We start from the raw sequence: 15,144 nt of genomic DNA on the forward strand, positions 1-15,144 counted from the left end.
TCGTTTCCGTGGCGGCGGGATTCCGTGTTTCCCTCGGGGTGACCGTCCCTCGCGCGATTTGTGCACGACGACACGACTATATAAACGGCGGCCGAACCGTTCGAACATGAAAAACGTCGACGACCTCATCGAGAGTGCCGCCGAACTCGCTGATCGCGGCCTTTCGAAGGGTGAAATCGCTGACGAACTGAACGTCTCGCGCGAGACCGCGAGCTGGCTGGTCGAACGCAGCGGCGCGACGACGCGGTCGAACGGCCGTCAGCAACAGCAGTCGGCCGACCCCGAAAGCGGCGGCCCGCAGGACATCCACGTCGACTGGTCGGCCATCGGCCGGGACAGCAAACGGATGCAGTACGTCGCCTCGGCGATGGCCGACCTGCTCGCCAAACACGGCGAGGACGTCGATCTGACGATCGGTATCGAGAAGGCCGGCGGCCCGATCGCGACCCTCGTTGCCCGCGACCTCGAGACCGATCTGGCGACCTACACTCCCGCGAAACACCAGTGGGAGGAGGGCGACATCGAGGACCTCGGCGGGACCTTCAGCCGGAACTTCGCGGGCATCCGTGACCGCGAGTGTTACGTCGTCGACGACACCATCACGAGCGGCACGACGATGCGTGAAACCGTCGAAGCGATCCGCGCGGAAGGCGGCGAACCGCTCGCCTGCGTCGTCCTCGCGGACAAACAGGGGCTCGAGGAGATCGACGGCGTGCCGGTCTACTCGCTGCTTCAGGTCATCAGCGTCGGCAAGGACGACTGACGACTGACGCCTGACGCCAGACGACTGACGACTGACTACTGACGTGGGGTTTCCGACGGACGACCCGTGTCGCGTTTCCTTCTGCTCTCGCGTCGTGAGGTCGCCCAGGGGCCAGAGCGCCGCGTCACCGCGCGGCGATGGCAGGGTTCGGCCTTTTCGGTTCGAGGAGGCCAGTGGCCGCATCGACATGACTCGAACCACTACCCGACGACGATACCTGGCTGTCAGCGGATCGCTCGGTCTGACTGCAGTCGCCGGCTGTGCCGACAGCGGTCCCGGCAGCGGCGGAATGGAGGACGAAGACGAATCGAACCCCGACGACGCGAACTCCGATCCCGAAACCGTCGACGAAATCGACCACGAGAACCCGGAGGGATCGGTCGAGTTCGTCCAGCCCGAGGACGGGGCCGAGGTGACCAACCCCGTCGCGTTCGAAGCCGAGGTCGAGGGACTGGAACTCGAGCCCGCGGAGGAGGAAGACCCCGAGGACGGGACCGGACACCTGCACGTGATCGTCGATCAGGGCTGTGTGGAGCCAGGGTACGTCATCCCGCAGGACGAAGGGTACCACCACCTCGGGGATGGCGAGAGCGAGATCGAACTCGACCTCGAACCGGGCGAGTACGACCTCTGTCTGCAGGCCAGCGACGGGATTCACAACGCGTACGGTCTGACCGACGAGAGCACAATCGAGGTCCTCGAGGAGGATGATTCGGAGAGCGAGAACGAGAGCGAGAACGAGTCAGCTGACGACGAGAACGGCGACACGAACGGAAACGACACCGAGTAACGTCGCTAGACGGCGGGCCGCCGGTGCGGCCCGGACGCCCGGGAGCGATACCCACCGGTCGCGACGACCGGCGGCTATGGGTCAAAAAATAGGCGGTGAGCGGCGGCGTTAGCCGTGGATCCCCATCGCTTCGATCTGTTCTTGGTACCGGTTCCGGATCGTCACTTCGGTTACCTGCGCGACGTCTGCGACTTCGCGCTGGGTCTTCTTCTCGTTACACAGCAGCGAGGCGGCGTAGATCGCGGCGGCGGCGTATCCGGTCGGCGACTTGCCCGACAGCAGGCCCTCCTCGGCCGTCTTCTCGATGATCTCGTTGGCCTTGGTCTGGACCTCTTCGGACAGTTCGAGTTCGGAACAGAAGCGTGGGACGTACTTTTTCGGGTCGACGGGACGCATCTCGAGGCCGAGTTCCTGCGAGATGTAGCGATACGTGCGACCGATCTCCTTGCGTTCGACGCGTGAGACTTCCGAGATTTCTTCGAGGCTTCGCGGGATGCCTTCCTTGCGGCAGGCAGCGTACAGCGCCGAGGTCGCGACCCCCTCGATCGAACGACCACGGATGAGGTCCTCCTTGAGCGCACGCCGGTAGATGACCGAGGCTACCTCGCGCACCGATCGCGGGACACCGAGTGCGGAGGCCATCCGGTCGATCTCGCTCAGGGCGAACTGGAGATTCCGTTCGCCGGCGTCTTTGGTCCGGATGCGTTCCTGCCACTTGCGCAGCCGGTGCATCTGACTGCGCTTTTTCGAGGAAATAGAGCGGCCGTAGGCGTCTTTGTCCTTCCAGTCGATCGTCGTCGTCAGCCCCTTGTCGTGCATCGTCTGCGTCGTGGGCGCGCCGACGCGGGACTTCTCCTGACGTTCCTGGTGGTTAAACGCTCGCCACTCCGGGCCGGGATCGATCTTCTCCTCCTCGACGACGAGCCCACAGTCTTCACAGATGAGCTCCCCCCGATCGGAGTCTTTCACGAGATTGTCCGAGTCACACTCCGGACAAGCCCGTACCTCCTCTTGATCCTCGGTCTCGTCCGTCTCACGCGTTCGCTCCCGCTGGCGGGTGGACCGTGTCATCGCACTTTTATAGTAGTAGCACCAGGATATATAAATCCTTGGTGAGCGTTTTCGCCTATTGACGGGTAATCGCCGAAAACTGCCGTTACGGGACCTCAGACGCGAAGTTTACGATTCGAAACCGGAAAGACTTTATCCGGAACCGCCGGATCTGGGCCACGAATGCCGGTCATCGAGTGTGACGTCGACGAGGCACGAGACCGTCTCGAGGAGGCGGACGTGACCGTCGAACCGGGCAACACGGATCACGAACGCTGGCGTGCGAGCCGTGGCTCGGCGACGGCGATCGCTTACGACGACAAGGTCGTCGTCCAGGGGAGCGATCCACGGGAGATCGAAGCGCTGCTCCGGGAGGGCGGCGGTCGAGCACACGTCTACTTCGACGGTGCGAGCCGGGGCAACCCCGGCCCCGCGGCGATCGGGTGGGTGATCGTCACCGGCGACGGCATCGTCGCGGAGGGGAGCGAGGAGATCGGCCGGGCGACGAACAACCAGGCCGAGTACGAGGCGCTGATCGCGGCCCTCGAGGCCGCACGCGACTACAGTTACGACGATGTGCGGATCCGCGGCGACTCGGAACTGATCGTCAAGCAGATCCGCGGCGAGTACGACACGAACAACCCGGAACTGCGCGAGAAGCGCGTCACGGTCCACGAACTGCTCTCGGCGTTCGACGAGTGGTCGATCGAACACGTTCCCCGGGAGGTCAACGACCGTGCGGACGAACTCGCCAACGAGGCGCTGGACGGCTGACGGGACGGGAACGCGACCGGGGATCAGCAACTGCAAAACGTTCGCGCACGAACGGCGTACCGATGACTGATCCCGAGTCCAACGACTCGAGCGACGCGAGCGACGCCGCCGACGTGCCCGAAGCGCCCGGCCCGGACGGCGGCGAGGACGACACCGGCGAACTCCCCGCCGAGGTCGTCGACGAGGCCGAACGACTCACGCGCCTCGAGCGAACGGTACCCGACGAAAAAGAGGCCCGAGCCCACGCCGACCGGCGCGACGACTTGCTCGCCGAACACGACTTTACGGCTCGCGTCCGCGAGGACGACGGCGACGACGTCCTGGTCCTCCACCCCGCGGAGTGGCTCGAGGACGGCGTCATCAGGACCGATCAGGTCGAGGACACCTCGCGGGCGGTCGAACTTCCGCTCGAGGGGGCGGGCGACCCCGACGACTGGGACGAAGTCGACGCCCACAACCGCGAACTGGTCGCCGAGGTCAGGGAGCGCCACGGCGACGTCCACGGTGACAACGCCGCGGCGCTCGCCGATTTCGTCGGCAATCACTACGCGAAGCCGATCGAGTCGCTGACGGCGGCGGAACTCGAGGAGTTCCGGTCGGAGTACTTCGTCCGTAACGCGTGGCCCTCCGAAAAACAGCGGGATGTGATCGCGGAGTCGATCGAACTCCTCTACGAAACGGCCGGTGAACCCGTTCCGTAGCTGAGCGTCGTCAGTAGCTCTCGTCGATGATCTCTCGGATCTCGTCCGCGCGGTCCTCGCCCGTCACGACCTTCGAGAGCGTCCAGCGGACGCCGTCGAGGACGGCCTCGTAGCCGTCGTCGGTCAGCGAGTACTGGTTGGTTCGCTTGTCGAGTTCGCTTTTCTCGACCAGGCCGAGTTCGACGAGCTCGTCGAGATTGGGGTAGAGGCGGCCGTGGTTGACCTCGGTCCCGTAGTAGTCCTCGAGTTCCCGTTTGATCGCCAGGCCGTACATCGGCTCCTTGGCGAGGATGACGAGAATGTTGTTCTGGAACGCTGTAAGCTCGCGTGCAATGCTCTGTTCGCCGGTGATTGATTGTGCCTCTGACATACTTATGCAAATGTCACCAGACTATTTAAGACTTGCCAACTATTTTGTATCTCTGCCGGTGGACGGGATGTAGCCGGCGGTAACGGCCCGAGCAGTCTCTGCGCGCGGGCGTCCGCGGCTGTCTGGTTGCCGTCAAATGACGTTGACACTCGATTACGAAAGTACTTTTTGATCGACTGTGGAGTTTCAGGTACATGGTCAATCTCTGGGAAGACCTCGAGACTGGACCGAACCCGCCTGAAGAGATCTACGCCGTCGTCGAGTGTCTCAAAGGCGAGCGCAACAAGTACGAGTACGACAAGGACGTCCCCGGCGTCGTGCTCGACCGCGTGCTCCACAGCAACGTCCACTACCCCAGCGATTACGGGTTCATCCCGCAGTCGTACTACGACGACGAGGACCCCTTCGACGTGCTCGTGCTCGTCGAGGACCAGACGTTCCCCGGCTGTGTCATCGAGGCCCGCCCCGTCGCGCTGATGAAGATGGACGACGACGGCGAGCAGGACGACAAGGTCATCGCCGTCCCCACCGAGGATCCCCGCTACGACCACATCGAGGACCTCGAGGACATCCCCCAGCAGACGCTCGACGAGATCGACGAGTTCTTCGCGACCTACAAGAACCTCGAGGAGGGCAAGGAAGTCGAGACGCTGGGCTGGGAGGACCGCGAGGCCGCCTACGACGCGATCGAACACGCCCAGGACCTCTACGAGGAGCACTTCGAGTAACCCCGTTACCCGCCCGGTTTTTTCGCCGCGGGTCGGAAGCGCCGTACTGCGCCGACCCGATACGCCGTAGTTATCCGTGCCGTCGGGTCGCATGCGTTATGAGCATGGGTAATTTTATTGGGCGTACCGCCGTACTAGTTACTGTCATGGCTGCCAGTAATCCGTCCCCGACCGACCACGCGCCCGGCGACGACTCGGCCGACACTGCCGCCGGTATGGCGCATCCGACGGTCGTCCCTACGAACTTCGATCCCGAGGAACACGACCTCGGCAGCGACGAGTAGTCCCCACGATACCGGTCGATCGGCTGTTCGGGCCCTCTCGGGGCCGGTCGACGCACCCGGTTGCTTCGACGTCCCGCTTCTCAAAACGATATCTCGAGACGAACCTTCTTGTGTACGGTCGAACTACGGGCGTCCATGGGTCTGTTCGATCGGTTGCGGGGCGACGGTGCCCCCCGCGTCGCGTTTATCGGAGTCGATGGTGTGCCGTACAGTCTCCTCGTCGAGAACGAGGAGTTGTTCCCCAACTTCGCCGCGCTCGCGGACGACGGGACGGCGGGCGAGATCTCGAGTATCGTGCCGCCGGAGTCAAGCGCCTGTTGGCCGTCCCTGACGACCGGGATGAACCCCGGCGAGACCGGCGTCTACGGGTTCCAGGATCGAGAAGTCGGGACCTACGACACGTACGTCCCGATGGGGCGTGAGGTCCAGGCCACGCGCGTCTGGGACCGCGTCCAGGAGGCCGGCCGACAGGCGACGGTCATGAACGTCCCCGTCACCTTCCCGCCCCAGCGAAACGTCCAGCGGATGGTCTCGGGTTTCCTGTCGCCCGATCTCGAGAAGGCGGCCCACCCCGAGGAGCTCCGAGAGCACCTCGAGGATTTCGATTACCGGATCGACGTCGATCCGAAACTCGGCCACGAGGAGGACAAGGCTGACTTCATCGAGGATGCCCACGCGACGGTCGACGCCCGGTTCGAGGCGTTCGAACACTACATCGAGCAGGACGACTGGGACCTGTTCTTCGGCGTCTTCATGACGACCGACCGCGTGAACCACTTCCTGTTCAAGGACTACGAGCGCGACGGCGAGTACAAGGACGAGTTCATCGAGTTCTATCAGAAGATCGACGACTACGTCGGACGCCTGCGGGAGGCGCTGCCCGACGACGTCACGATGATCGTCGCCTCCGACCACGGCTTTACCAGCCTCGACTACGAGGTGCACTTCAACGAGTGGCTCCGGGAGGAGGGCTGGCTCTCCTTCCAGAGCGACGACCCCGAAGAACTGGGGGACATCGCCGACGACACGAAGGCGTACTCGTTCATCCCCGGCCGCTTCTACATCAACCTCGAGGGCCGCGAGCCACGCGGGTCGGTCCCCGAGGAGGAGTACGACGACGTCCGCGACGAACTCAAGGAGGCGATCCTCGAGCTCGAGGGGCCGGACGGAAACCAGGTCGTCGAACGCGTCGTCGAGAAGGAGGCGGCGTTCCGCGGCGACCACGACGACATCGCGCCGGATCTGGTGGCCATCCCGAACCCCGGGTTCGACCTCAAGTCGGGGTTCAAGGCCGATTCGGAGGTCTTCACCGACGGCCCCCGGAACGGCATGCATAGCTTCGACGACACGGCCCTGTTCATCGACGACCCCGACGCGACCATCGGGGACGTCGACCTGCTCGATATCGCGCCGACGATCCTCGACCTGATGGACGTCGAGTACAGCCGCGGTGACTTCGACGGCGCGAGCCTGGTCTGACCTCGTACGACCTCGAGTTCGATTCGCATTCGGATTCGCTTTCGATCCGAGTTCGAGGCCGTTTTCCGCCCGGCGACGAACCGCCGGTCACGAGCATGAAAGAGATCGTCCACGCTCGCGGCCACGAGAACGTCCGGGCCGAACACGCGAGCACCTTCGAGGTGACGACCGACGACTACCTGACGCCGGCCGGCGACTGTATCCTCGCCATCGAGGCGGACCGCGCCCCGGCGGACTTCGATCCCGAGTTCGTCGACGCCTGTCGGGACGCCGACGCGACGATCACCGTCGAGATCGAGGCCGACGGCCACGTCGACTCCGTCTCCGGCAGGGGCGACCCCGACCTCGAGTTTACGAACGAGCGCAGCGCGGTCGGGCGCACGAGCGAGTACGTCGACGACCGGACGATCATGCTCGAGGCCGAGTTCGCCGCCGAGGGGTTCGATCGCGACCTCGTTGCGGCGCTTGCCGACGGCGCGGAGGCGACGGTAACGTTTACCGTCGAGTAGCGGTCCAGGGCGCGGTCTCGAGGAGGGAAGTCATGTCAGCACCTCAACCCATAGCCGTAACAATAATTGAACGATAGCGGACAGACTGGGGTGTGTCACAGAGAGTGATCTGCCCGCACTGTTCCGAGAAGGTCTCCGTCGAGATCGATCGGAAGGTGCTCAGGACGCGGGAGAAGATCGGGTCGATAAACGACGGGTTCGACAGGTCCGCGGTCTGCTCCGAGTGCGAGGAGAAGTTCGCCTGCAAGATCAAGGATCCGACGCGCCGTCGCCGGTGAGTTCGGGCGGGTTCTCCGGCACGCGAGTCTCCGGCAGCTACGGGTGCGAGGGTCGCGAACGAGGACGGAAGAGGAAAACCAATGGTTCGCGAGTCCAACCCACCGGATATGAGCGAGGACCAGGAACCGTCGGTCAACATCAGCGGCGGGGAGACCGGCGGCGGGAGCGTCGCCGAGTTCGACCCGGCGACCGCCGACACCCGCGCCGAGCGGGTCGTCGACCGCCTCGGCGAGTTGTACTGGCAGAAGACCTACGGCGGGCGGGACGCCTTTACCTGCCTTGTCCGGACGATCCTGAGCCAGAACACGAGCGACAAGGCGAGCCAGCCGGCACACGATGCGTTGATCGAGCGGTACGACGCCCCCGACGTCGATCTCGCGGAATCGCTCGCAGGAGCCGAACAGTCCGCTCTCGCGGAGACGATCAGTTCCGCGGGGCTGTACAACCAGAAGTCCGAGATCATCATCGAGACCGCCGAGTGGGTGCTCGAGGAGTTCGGCTCCGCCGCAGCGTTCGACGCGTTCGTCAAGGACGAGAACCCGGGGACGGTCCGCGAGACGCTGCTCGAGGTGCGCGGCGTCGGTCCCAAGACGGCCGACTGCGTGTTGCTGTTCGCCGGCGGCCGCACCGGCGTCTTCCCCGTCGATACGCACGTCCATCGGATCTACCGCCGTCTAGGGATCGCGCCGGCCGACGCCGACCACGAGGAGGTGCGGGCGGTGCTCGAGGACGAGGTTCCTGCGGCGAAGTGTGGCTTCGGCCACACGGCGACGATCCAGTTCGGTCGAGAGTACTGTACGGCGCGCAAACCGGCCTGTCTCGAGGACCCCGACGCGTGTCCGATGGGGGATCTCTGCGATCAGGTCGGCGTCTATCCGGAGACCGGCGAGGTCGTCGATCCGGCCGACGATTGACCGGTTCACACGGCACCCTCGACGCTCGAACGATTGCTCCGGTTCTCGAGTCGAACACGACACCGTCGTGCGACTGCCACCCCGCCACTGTGTAGCGATTCGACGATACTGTGTCCGGACTTGCTCCCCTATTTCACAACGGTTTTATGTCGGTATCGGGGTAGGACCGGGGCACGATGGCTGCAGGCCCACCACGGGATGCAGAGACCGCTGCGACGGAGTCGAAGCGAGCGCAGTTTACCGACCCTGCCCCCGATACTGACGGTAACGCCGATGCCGACACCGATCCGGACGCCGGCGCATCCGGTCCCTCCAGGCGGCGACTGCTGTCCGCGGCAGCCGCCGGATCGGTGACGGCGCTTGCGGGGTGTACCGGTGCGATCGGCGGCGAAGCGCCGCTTCGCGTGAGCATCTGGAGCGGCAACTATGCCGACCGATTCGAGGAAAGCGTCGTCCCGCGGTACGAGGCGGAACACGACGTCGACGTCGAGATCCACCGCGGCTGGGACGAGATCCTCACGGACATCCGGTCGGCACCCGCCGACGATCCACCCTTCGACGTGACGGTCGCCGAGGGCAACTTCTACTACTACGGCCGACAGGCCGACCTCTTCGAACCGATCCGGACGGAGAACCTCGAGAACGACGACGAGATCATCGACTTCTACCGCGAGATGCGGGACACGGAGTACGGGCTCCCGGTCGACGGCGCGCCGTGTACGATCATCCACCGCGAGGACATGGACCTCGAGTTCGATAGCTGGAGCGCGCTGGCGGCCGACGCCGTCCAGGAAAGCGCCGGCATCGGCGTCGACACGGGCTTCTGGTGGTACCCGCTGTACGCCACCGCGATCGCGATGGACGACGAGCCCGGTGCCGACGAGATGCACGACCCCGCGATGCACGACGACGTCCTCGAGACCTTCGAGGGCTTTAACGTCTCGAGCTGGGCCAGCTCCGGCGAGGACATCTGGCAGGCGTTCGACAACGGGGTCATCGACGTCGCCCAGTGGTACTACGACCAGACCGCCTACGACATCGACGACTACGACGGGCTGACCCACACGATGCCCGAACAGACGACGGGCTGGCTCAACAACTGGAGCGTCGTCCGTGGCACCGACAAGCGCGACGAGGCCGAAGGGTTCATCGACTTCCTGCTGGACGCCGACGTCCAGTCTGCGTGGGCCGAACACGCCCCGCTCGTCTTCAGCAACCGGAACGTCGACTACCCCTCGGAACTCGAGGCGGACATGCCGACGACCACCGAGGAAGCCGAGACCATCGCCTTCCCCGACTGGGAGACGATCGGGAGCCACGACGACGACCTCTCCGAGGCGTTCACCGCCATCCAGCAGGGGTCCTGATAGTAATGTCCGAAATAACACTTGACGGCCTCGAGAAGCGGTACGGGGAGACGACCGCCGTCGAAGACGTCTCCGTCGAGATCGAAGACGGCGAACTGCTCTGTCTGCTCGGGCCCAGCGGCAGCGGGAAGTCGACCACGCTGCGGATGATCGCCGGCCTCGAGACGCCGACGAACGGCTCGATCGCGATCGGCGACGCGGACGTCACCGACCTGCCGGCCTACGAACGCACCACCGCGACCGTCTTCCAGGACTGGGCGCTGTTCCCCCACATGACGGTCCTCGAGAACGTCGCGTTCGGACTGAAGATGCAGGGCGTTTCGAAAGCCGAGCGCCGCGACCGCGCCCGCGAGATGCTCGAGCGGGTCCAGATGGCCGCTCACGCCGACGAGGACCCGACCACCCTGAGCGGCGGGCAGAAGCAACGCGTCGCGCTCGCCCGCTCGCTGGCGGTCAACCCCGACGTCCTCCTGCTCGACGAACCGCTGTCGAACCTCGACAAGCGGCTCCGCGAGGACATGCAGATCGAACTCCGGGAGATCCACGAGGACCTCGAGAAGACGTTCGTCCACGTCACCCACGACCAGGACGAGGCGTTCACGCTGGCCGACCGGATCGGGGTCATGAACGACGGCGAGTTGATCCAGGTCGGCGACCCCGACGAGGTGTACGAGCGGCCCGAGAACCGCTTCATCGAGGGCTTCCTCGGAGACACGAACTTCGTCGACGCCAGCGTGACGGCGACGACGGCCGACGGCGTCCGCGTCGACACCGAACTAGACGCGGAACTGGTCGTGACGGCCGCCGACGGCACAACTCCCGACCTCGAGACCGGAACCGATCTGACGCTCTCGCTGCGCCCGGAGATCCTCTCGATCCACGGGGTCGACGAGGAGCGCGCCGACGATGCCGGCGTCCGGGAAGCCACAGTCGCGGCCGACGGCGGGACGCGAAACGCCGTCACAGGCACCGTCGAGAACGTCGTCTACCGCGGCTCGACGGTCCGGTACTCGGTTTCGGTCGGCGACTCCTCGATGTTCGCCGAACGGACCGACGCGAGCACGGGCGCGCTGTCGGCCGGTGACGACGTCCGACTCGAGTGGGACGGCGACGACGTCCTCGCGTTCCGCGACGACGGCGACCGGGTGATGCCGTAGAACGATGACCGGAGCGAACTCACAGACCCTTCCCACAGCCCTGGCGTCGCTCCAGGAGCGACTGGTCGGGGAGTCGAGCTCACGGCGCGCGCTGCTGTTGATGGCCCCGCTGATCGCGTTCGAACTGCTGGTCTTCGTGATCCCCTTCGCGACCCTGTTGCGGATCAGCGTCGCCGCACCCTCCAGCGAGGGGGTCTACGCGGAGGGAACGTGGTCGCTCGAGGCCTACTCGGAGGTGTTCGGCGACGTCCTCGCGGGCGGCCTCCTCCTGGAGATCGTCGGCTACTCGTTCCTGATCGGAACCGTCGTGACGATCGTGACGGTCGTGATCGCGCTGTTTTACGCCTACGCGATCCGGCGCTCGAGCGGCCTCGTCAAGTCGCTGTTGCTGTTCTCGGTCGTCTTGCCGTTGCTGACGACGCTCGTGATCAGGACCTACGCGTTCACGCCGCTGCTGTCGCCGACCGGGACGCTCAACGAGCTGTTGCTCTCGGTCGGCCTGCTGTCGGAGCCGATCCAGTTCGTCCCCAACACCGTCGGTGCGGTCGTCGGGCAGGTCTACATCGTCCTGCCGTACGCCGTCCTGGCGATCTACAGCGTCCTGGCGACGATGGACTGGGACGTCGTCGAGGCCGCCCGCGACCTCGGGGCGAGCCGTCCCCGTGCTGTCGTCGAGGTCGTGCTCCCGCAGGCGATGCCGGGAATCATCGTCGCGTCGGTGATCTCCTTCGCCTGGAGCGTCGGGGCCTACGCCGCGCCGGGGCTGCTCTCGGACGACCTCACGTTCGCGATCTACGTCGAACAACTGATCCTGGGCGATCTGCGGTACCCCACGGCGGCCGCGCTCTCGGTCGTCACGATGGTGTTGATGCTCGTCGGCATCGGGATCATCTTCGCCGTCCTCGACCGCTTCGGAGGTGAGTTCGACCTTGCATAGGGAGCGCCTCGAGAACGTCGCGTTCCGCGCCGGCTACGGCGCGGTGCTTGCGTTCCTGCTGTTGCCGCTGGTGGTGGTCGTCGTCACCTCGTTCTCGAAGGCGGGACGGATCGCCTTCCCGCCCGAGAGCTACTCGCTCGTCTGGTACGGCGAGTTCTTCGGGAGCGCCCGCTGGATCGGCGCGTTCGTCAACAGCCTCGTCGTCGGCGTCGGCACGGCGCTGCTGGCGACGCTTCTGGGCGTCCTCGGCGCGTTCGGCCAGGAACTCGAGGCCGACGGCGGCGACGGGATCGTGGGCACGGTACTGGTGCCGATCGTCCTGCTCCCGCTGTTGATCCCGCCGGTGATCCTCGGGATCACCCTGTTGCTGTACTTCAACGAGGTCGGGCTACGGGGGTCGTACACGAGCATCGTCCTGGCGCACACGCTGTGGGCGACGCCGCTCGTCTACTTCGTGATGCGGTCGGTGTTCAGCCGCTTCGACTGGCAGCAACTGGACGCGGCCCACGACCTCGGCGCGGGGCCGGTACGGTCGTTCGTCCACGTCGTCCTACCGAACGTGAAACACGGCATCTTCGTGGGCGGCCTGCTCGCCTTTATCATCAGCCTCCAGGAGTTCGTGATGGCGCTGTTCCTGTCGACGCCGTCGACGGAGACGATCCCGGTGCTCGCGTGGACGGAGATCCGGCAGGCGCTCGATCCGATGGTCAGCGTCGTTTCGACGTTCCTGATCGTTATCTCCATCGCCGCGATCGCGCTCGCCGCGCTCGTGACGAACCTCGAGTGGGTCTCGAGACAGTTGTCCTGACCCGGTCGGATCGCTGCTTCCGACTTTCCTCGAACTGTACGACGTCGGACACGGATGGCCCCGAACGACGAGCCTCGAACGACCGAACAGTGTTCGTAGCGCCCGCCGTCCGACGTGGCCGACGAGAGCCTGCGCCGCGACCGAGCGGCGCAGGTACTCCGGTAGACATGAAAAGGGCGAGCGAGGCCTGCCACGGCCGAGCGAGGGCGTTCAGAGGAAGCGGAACGTCTCGAGGTTCTTCGGCGCGAACGTCCGCATGTTGTAGTCGTGGTACAGCGCCGAGGAGAGGTCCTGGGTCGACCGTTCGTCCCCGTGGACACAGAGCACCTTCTCCGGGCGCGGGTTCATCGTCTTGACGAAGTTCTCGAGGCCGGCGCGGTCGGCGTGGCCGGAGAAGCCGTCGACGGTCTCGACGTCGACGTTCAGCTGGAGGGTGCCGCGGCCGCCGCCGTTGCCCATCGCGCCGACTTCGCTGGTCGGGATCTCGTCCCAGCCGTTCTGGATGCGTCGGCCGAGGGTCCCCTGGGCCTGGTAGCCGACGAACGTCAGCGTCGAGTCCGGGTCGGGACCGATGTGAGAGAGCCAGGACATGATCGGGCCGCCGGTGACCATACCCGAGGTCGAGAGGATGATACAGGGTTCGCCGTCGGCGACGTCCTGTCGCTCCTCCTCGCCGCCGTCGATGTGGTTGAACTCGTCGGCGAGGAAGGGGTTCTCGTCCTCGTGGAAGATGCGATCACGGAGGTCGTCCCGGAGGTACTCGGGGTAGGTCGTGTGGATCGCCGTTGCCTCCCAGATCATCCCGTCTAAGTGGACCGGCATCGAGGGAATATCGCCCTCGCGCATCGCCTCCTCGAGGACGAGCATGATCTCCTGGGAGCGACCGACCGCGAACGCCGGAATGAGGACCTTGCCGCCGCGGTCGTAGGTCTCGTTGATGACCCGCTTGAGTTTCTCCTCGGAGTCCTCCTGGTCGGTCTGGTAGTCGTTGCGACCGCCGTAGGTCGACTCGAGCACGAGCGTCTCGACGCGCGGGAAGTCGTTGACCGCGCCGTTGAACAGCCGGGTGTCCTCGTAGTGGATGTCGCCGGAGAAGGCGACGTTGTAGAGACCGTCCCCGATGTGGAAGTGCGAGACGGCGGAGCCGAGGATGTGACCGGCGTTGTGCAGCGTGAGCTTGACGTCCGGCGCGATGTCGGTGACGTCGCCGTACTCGAGCGGGATCGTGTGTTTGATCGCCTCCCGAACCTGCTCGGAGTCGTACGGGGGCGTCCGTCCTTCCTTGGCGGCGACGTCGAGATAGTCGAGCGTCAGCAGTCCCATCAGGTCCCGCGTGGGTTCGGTACAGTAAATCGGGCCGTCGTACCCGTACTTGAAGAGTAGCGGAATGAGCGCGGAGTGGTCGAGGTGGGCGTGTGTGAGGACGACTGCGTCGATCGTCTCGGGACCGGCACCGAGCGCTTCGGGGGCGTGGAGATAGGGCACCTCGCCCTCCGCGCCGGGCTTGTCGCCGCAGTCGACGAGAATGCGCGTCTCGGGCGTCGAGAGGATAAAGGAGGCCCGACCGACCTCGCGACAGCAGCCCAGCGTCGTGATGCGGACGTACTCGTCGTCGGACATCTCCTCGCGGTGGATCTGGCGGCCCACCTTCTCTAAGATGTCCCGGCGGTCGTCGCGTTCCTGCTTGAGGAAGCTCCGGACGTTCGAGACCGTCGAGGACTCGATCGGCGGCGTACGGACGACTTCGGGCGTCCAGCCGACGTTCTTCGTGATGTCACGGAGCGTCGACCCGTGGCGACCGATCACCATCCCGGGTTTCTCCGCCTCGATGACGACCTCGCCGGTGTCGGCGTGGAAGTCCAGGTCGGTCACGCCCGCTTCGTCGGGGATGACCTCCATGATCTCCTCGCGCGCTTCTTTGGGGCGGGAGAGAACGCTCGGGTCGGGTCGAACCGTGATCCGCTTGCGGAGCTTGCTCGCGAGCTTCCGGATCAGGTCCCCCTTCTGGGCGAACTTCTTCGGATCTCGCGTGTAGACGACCAGTTCTGGCCCTTCGTATTTCACCGAGGAGACCGAGATATCGCTCGGTAACTCGCTCGTGATCTCTGCTTCCAAATCGTCGAGTTGCTGCTCTACGGTACTCATAATCGCCGGATGTGGCTTGCGTGAACTCGCCGACGGGGAGCGGCCGTCCGGCCGAACCGTGCGAGAAAGGACGTCAGTCTCGCCCGACT

At 65.2% G+C, this 15,144-nt stretch carries 17 protein-coding genes; 14 read left to right on the top strand and 3 right to left on the bottom strand.

The features are described from left to right. Nucleotides 1–106 precede the first annotated feature (106 nt). The gene (gene gfcR / locus CHINAEXTREME_RS10790) at nucleotides 107–763 is read left to right on the top strand and encodes a transcriptional regulator GfcR (protein ID WP_007143558.1); all 657 of its coding nucleotides are present in this window, start codon (nucleotides 107–109) and stop codon (nucleotides 761–763) included. 187 nt (nucleotides 764–950) lie between these two features. Beyond that, nucleotides 951–1,553 carry a DUF4399 domain-containing protein gene (locus CHINAEXTREME_RS10795; RefSeq protein WP_238593251.1) on the top strand — a complete coding sequence of 201 codons (603 nt, stop codon included), beginning with the start codon at nucleotides 951–953 and terminating at the stop codon, nucleotides 1,551–1,553. A 108-nt stretch (nucleotides 1,554–1,661) separates the two neighbouring features. On the opposite strand, the gene CHINAEXTREME_RS10800 is transcribed toward CHINAEXTREME_RS10795, so the two are convergent. Then, the gene (locus tag CHINAEXTREME_RS10800) at nucleotides 1,662–2,624 is read right to left on the bottom strand and encodes a transcription initiation factor IIB (RefSeq protein ID WP_007143560.1); all 963 of its coding nucleotides are present in this window, start codon (nucleotides 2,622–2,624) and stop codon (nucleotides 1,662–1,664) included. Between the two features lie 162 nt (nucleotides 2,625–2,786). On the opposite strand from CHINAEXTREME_RS10800, the gene rnhA reads away from it, so the two are divergent. Next, a complete protein-coding gene (gene rnhA / locus CHINAEXTREME_RS10805) occupies nucleotides 2,787–3,377 on the top strand; it encodes a ribonuclease HI (protein WP_007143561.1) in 591 nt (196 codons plus the stop codon). Nucleotides 3,378–3,439: 62 nt separating this feature from the next. After that, nucleotides 3,440–4,078 carry a DUF7108 family protein gene (locus CHINAEXTREME_RS10810; RefSeq protein ID WP_007143562.1) on the top strand — a complete coding sequence of 213 codons (639 nt, stop codon included), beginning with the start codon at nucleotides 3,440–3,442 and terminating at the stop codon, nucleotides 4,076–4,078. A 10-nt stretch (nucleotides 4,079–4,088) separates the two neighbouring features. Here the strand turns inward: CHINAEXTREME_RS10810 and CHINAEXTREME_RS10815 are convergent, their stop codons facing one another. After that, a complete protein-coding gene (locus tag CHINAEXTREME_RS10815) occupies nucleotides 4,089–4,448 on the bottom strand; it encodes a PadR family transcriptional regulator (protein ID WP_007143563.1) in 360 nt (119 codons plus the stop codon). Between the two features lie 194 nt (nucleotides 4,449–4,642). Here CHINAEXTREME_RS10815 and CHINAEXTREME_RS10820 point away from each other — a divergent pair, with 194 nt between their 5' ends. From CHINAEXTREME_RS10820 to CHINAEXTREME_RS10860, 10 genes are all read left to right on the top strand, one after another. Further along, complete coding sequence (locus CHINAEXTREME_RS10820; protein ID WP_007143564.1) at nucleotides 4,643–5,176, top strand: inorganic diphosphatase; 534 nt, start codon at nucleotides 4,643–4,645, stop codon at nucleotides 5,174–5,176. 146 nt (nucleotides 5,177–5,322) lie between these two features. Continuing rightward, nucleotides 5,323–5,460 (top strand): hypothetical protein, encoded by a 138-nt coding sequence (locus CHINAEXTREME_RS21855; protein WP_007143565.1) that lies wholly within the window; start codon nucleotides 5,323–5,325, stop codon nucleotides 5,458–5,460. A 135-nt stretch (nucleotides 5,461–5,595) separates the two neighbouring features. Continuing rightward, nucleotides 5,596–6,939 carry an alkaline phosphatase family protein gene (locus CHINAEXTREME_RS10825; RefSeq protein WP_007143566.1) on the top strand — a complete coding sequence of 448 codons (1,344 nt, stop codon included), beginning with the start codon at nucleotides 5,596–5,598 and terminating at the stop codon, nucleotides 6,937–6,939. A gap of 95 nt (nucleotides 6,940–7,034) precedes the next feature. Next, entirely contained in the window at nucleotides 7,035–7,448 is a 414-nt protein-coding gene (locus CHINAEXTREME_RS10830; protein ID WP_007143567.1) for a DUF371 domain-containing protein, read from the top strand. Between the two features lie 92 nt (nucleotides 7,449–7,540). Then, complete coding sequence (locus CHINAEXTREME_RS10835) at nucleotides 7,541–7,726, top strand: hypothetical protein (protein ID WP_010546620.1); 186 nt, start codon at nucleotides 7,541–7,543, stop codon at nucleotides 7,724–7,726. A gap of 108 nt (nucleotides 7,727–7,834) precedes the next feature. Continuing rightward, on the top strand, nucleotides 7,835–8,641 hold the full coding sequence (locus CHINAEXTREME_RS10840) for an endonuclease III domain-containing protein (protein WP_007143569.1): 807 nt from the start codon (nucleotides 7,835–7,837) through the stop codon (nucleotides 8,639–8,641). Nucleotides 8,642–8,817: 176 nt separating this feature from the next. After that, nucleotides 8,818–10,008, top strand: coding sequence for an ABC transporter substrate-binding protein (locus CHINAEXTREME_RS10845; RefSeq protein ID WP_076738725.1), 1,191 nt, complete (start codon nucleotides 8,818–8,820; stop codon nucleotides 10,006–10,008). 5 nt (nucleotides 10,009–10,013) lie between these two features. Next, nucleotides 10,014–11,165, top strand: coding sequence for an ABC transporter ATP-binding protein (locus CHINAEXTREME_RS10850; protein ID WP_007143571.1), 1,152 nt, complete (start codon nucleotides 10,014–10,016; stop codon nucleotides 11,163–11,165). A 4-nt stretch (nucleotides 11,166–11,169) separates the two neighbouring features. Next, nucleotides 11,170–12,102, top strand: a complete 933-nt coding sequence (locus CHINAEXTREME_RS10855; RefSeq protein ID WP_010546622.1) for an ABC transporter permease — start codon at nucleotides 11,170–11,172, stop codon at nucleotides 12,100–12,102. Next, nucleotides 12,095–12,910, top strand: a complete 816-nt coding sequence (locus CHINAEXTREME_RS10860; RefSeq protein ID WP_007143573.1) for an ABC transporter permease — start codon at nucleotides 12,095–12,097, stop codon at nucleotides 12,908–12,910. Before CHINAEXTREME_RS10855 ends, CHINAEXTREME_RS10860 begins: the two co-directional genes overlap by 8 nt. Before the next feature lie 210 nt (nucleotides 12,911–13,120). On the opposite strand, the gene CHINAEXTREME_RS10865 is transcribed toward CHINAEXTREME_RS10860, so the two are convergent. Continuing rightward, nucleotides 13,121–15,055 (bottom strand): beta-CASP ribonuclease aCPSF1, encoded by a 1,935-nt coding sequence (locus tag CHINAEXTREME_RS10865; RefSeq protein WP_007143574.1) that lies wholly within the window; start codon nucleotides 15,053–15,055, stop codon nucleotides 13,121–13,123. Nucleotides 15,056–15,144: the final 89 nt, after the last annotated feature.

It is taken from the genome of Halobiforma lacisalsi AJ5, assembly GCF_000226975.2.
Taxonomy (GTDB): Archaea; Halobacteriota; Halobacteria; order Halobacteriales; family Natrialbaceae; genus Natronobacterium; species Natronobacterium lacisalsi.

Excerpts from the sequence above, each read along its gene's own strand:
- gfcR (WP_007143558.1), top strand. The coding sequence starts at position 107 with ATGAAAAACGTCGACGACCTCATCGAGAGTGCCGCCGAACTCGCTGAT.
- CHINAEXTREME_RS10795 (WP_238593251.1), top strand. The coding sequence starts at position 951 with ATGACTCGAACCACTACCCGACGACGATACCTGGCTGTCAGCGGATCG.
- CHINAEXTREME_RS10800 (WP_007143560.1), bottom strand. The coding sequence starts at position 2,624 with ATGACACGGTCCACCCGCCAGCGGGAGCGAACGCGTGAGACGGACGAG.
- rnhA (WP_007143561.1), top strand. The coding sequence starts at position 2,787 with ATGCCGGTCATCGAGTGTGACGTCGACGAGGCACGAGACCGTCTCGAG.
- CHINAEXTREME_RS10810 (WP_007143562.1), top strand. The coding sequence starts at position 3,440 with ATGACTGATCCCGAGTCCAACGACTCGAGCGACGCGAGCGACGCCGCC.
- CHINAEXTREME_RS10815 (WP_007143563.1), bottom strand. The coding sequence starts at position 4,448 with ATGTCAGAGGCACAATCAATCACCGGCGAACAGAGCATTGCACGCGAG.
- CHINAEXTREME_RS10820 (WP_007143564.1), top strand. The coding sequence starts at position 4,643 with ATGGTCAATCTCTGGGAAGACCTCGAGACTGGACCGAACCCGCCTGAA.
- CHINAEXTREME_RS21855 (WP_007143565.1), top strand. The coding sequence starts at position 5,323 with ATGGCTGCCAGTAATCCGTCCCCGACCGACCACGCGCCCGGCGACGAC.
- CHINAEXTREME_RS10825 (WP_007143566.1), top strand. The coding sequence starts at position 5,596 with ATGGGTCTGTTCGATCGGTTGCGGGGCGACGGTGCCCCCCGCGTCGCG.
- CHINAEXTREME_RS10830 (WP_007143567.1), top strand. The coding sequence starts at position 7,035 with ATGAAAGAGATCGTCCACGCTCGCGGCCACGAGAACGTCCGGGCCGAA.
- CHINAEXTREME_RS10840 (WP_007143569.1), top strand. The coding sequence starts at position 7,835 with ATGAGCGAGGACCAGGAACCGTCGGTCAACATCAGCGGCGGGGAGACC.
- CHINAEXTREME_RS10845 (WP_076738725.1), top strand. The coding sequence starts at position 8,818 with ATGGCTGCAGGCCCACCACGGGATGCAGAGACCGCTGCGACGGAGTCG.
- CHINAEXTREME_RS10850 (WP_007143571.1), top strand. The coding sequence starts at position 10,014 with ATGTCCGAAATAACACTTGACGGCCTCGAGAAGCGGTACGGGGAGACG.
- CHINAEXTREME_RS10855 (WP_010546622.1), top strand. The coding sequence starts at position 11,170 with ATGACCGGAGCGAACTCACAGACCCTTCCCACAGCCCTGGCGTCGCTC.
- CHINAEXTREME_RS10865 (WP_007143574.1), bottom strand. The coding sequence starts at position 15,055 with ATGAGTACCGTAGAGCAGCAACTCGACGATTTGGAAGCAGAGATCACG.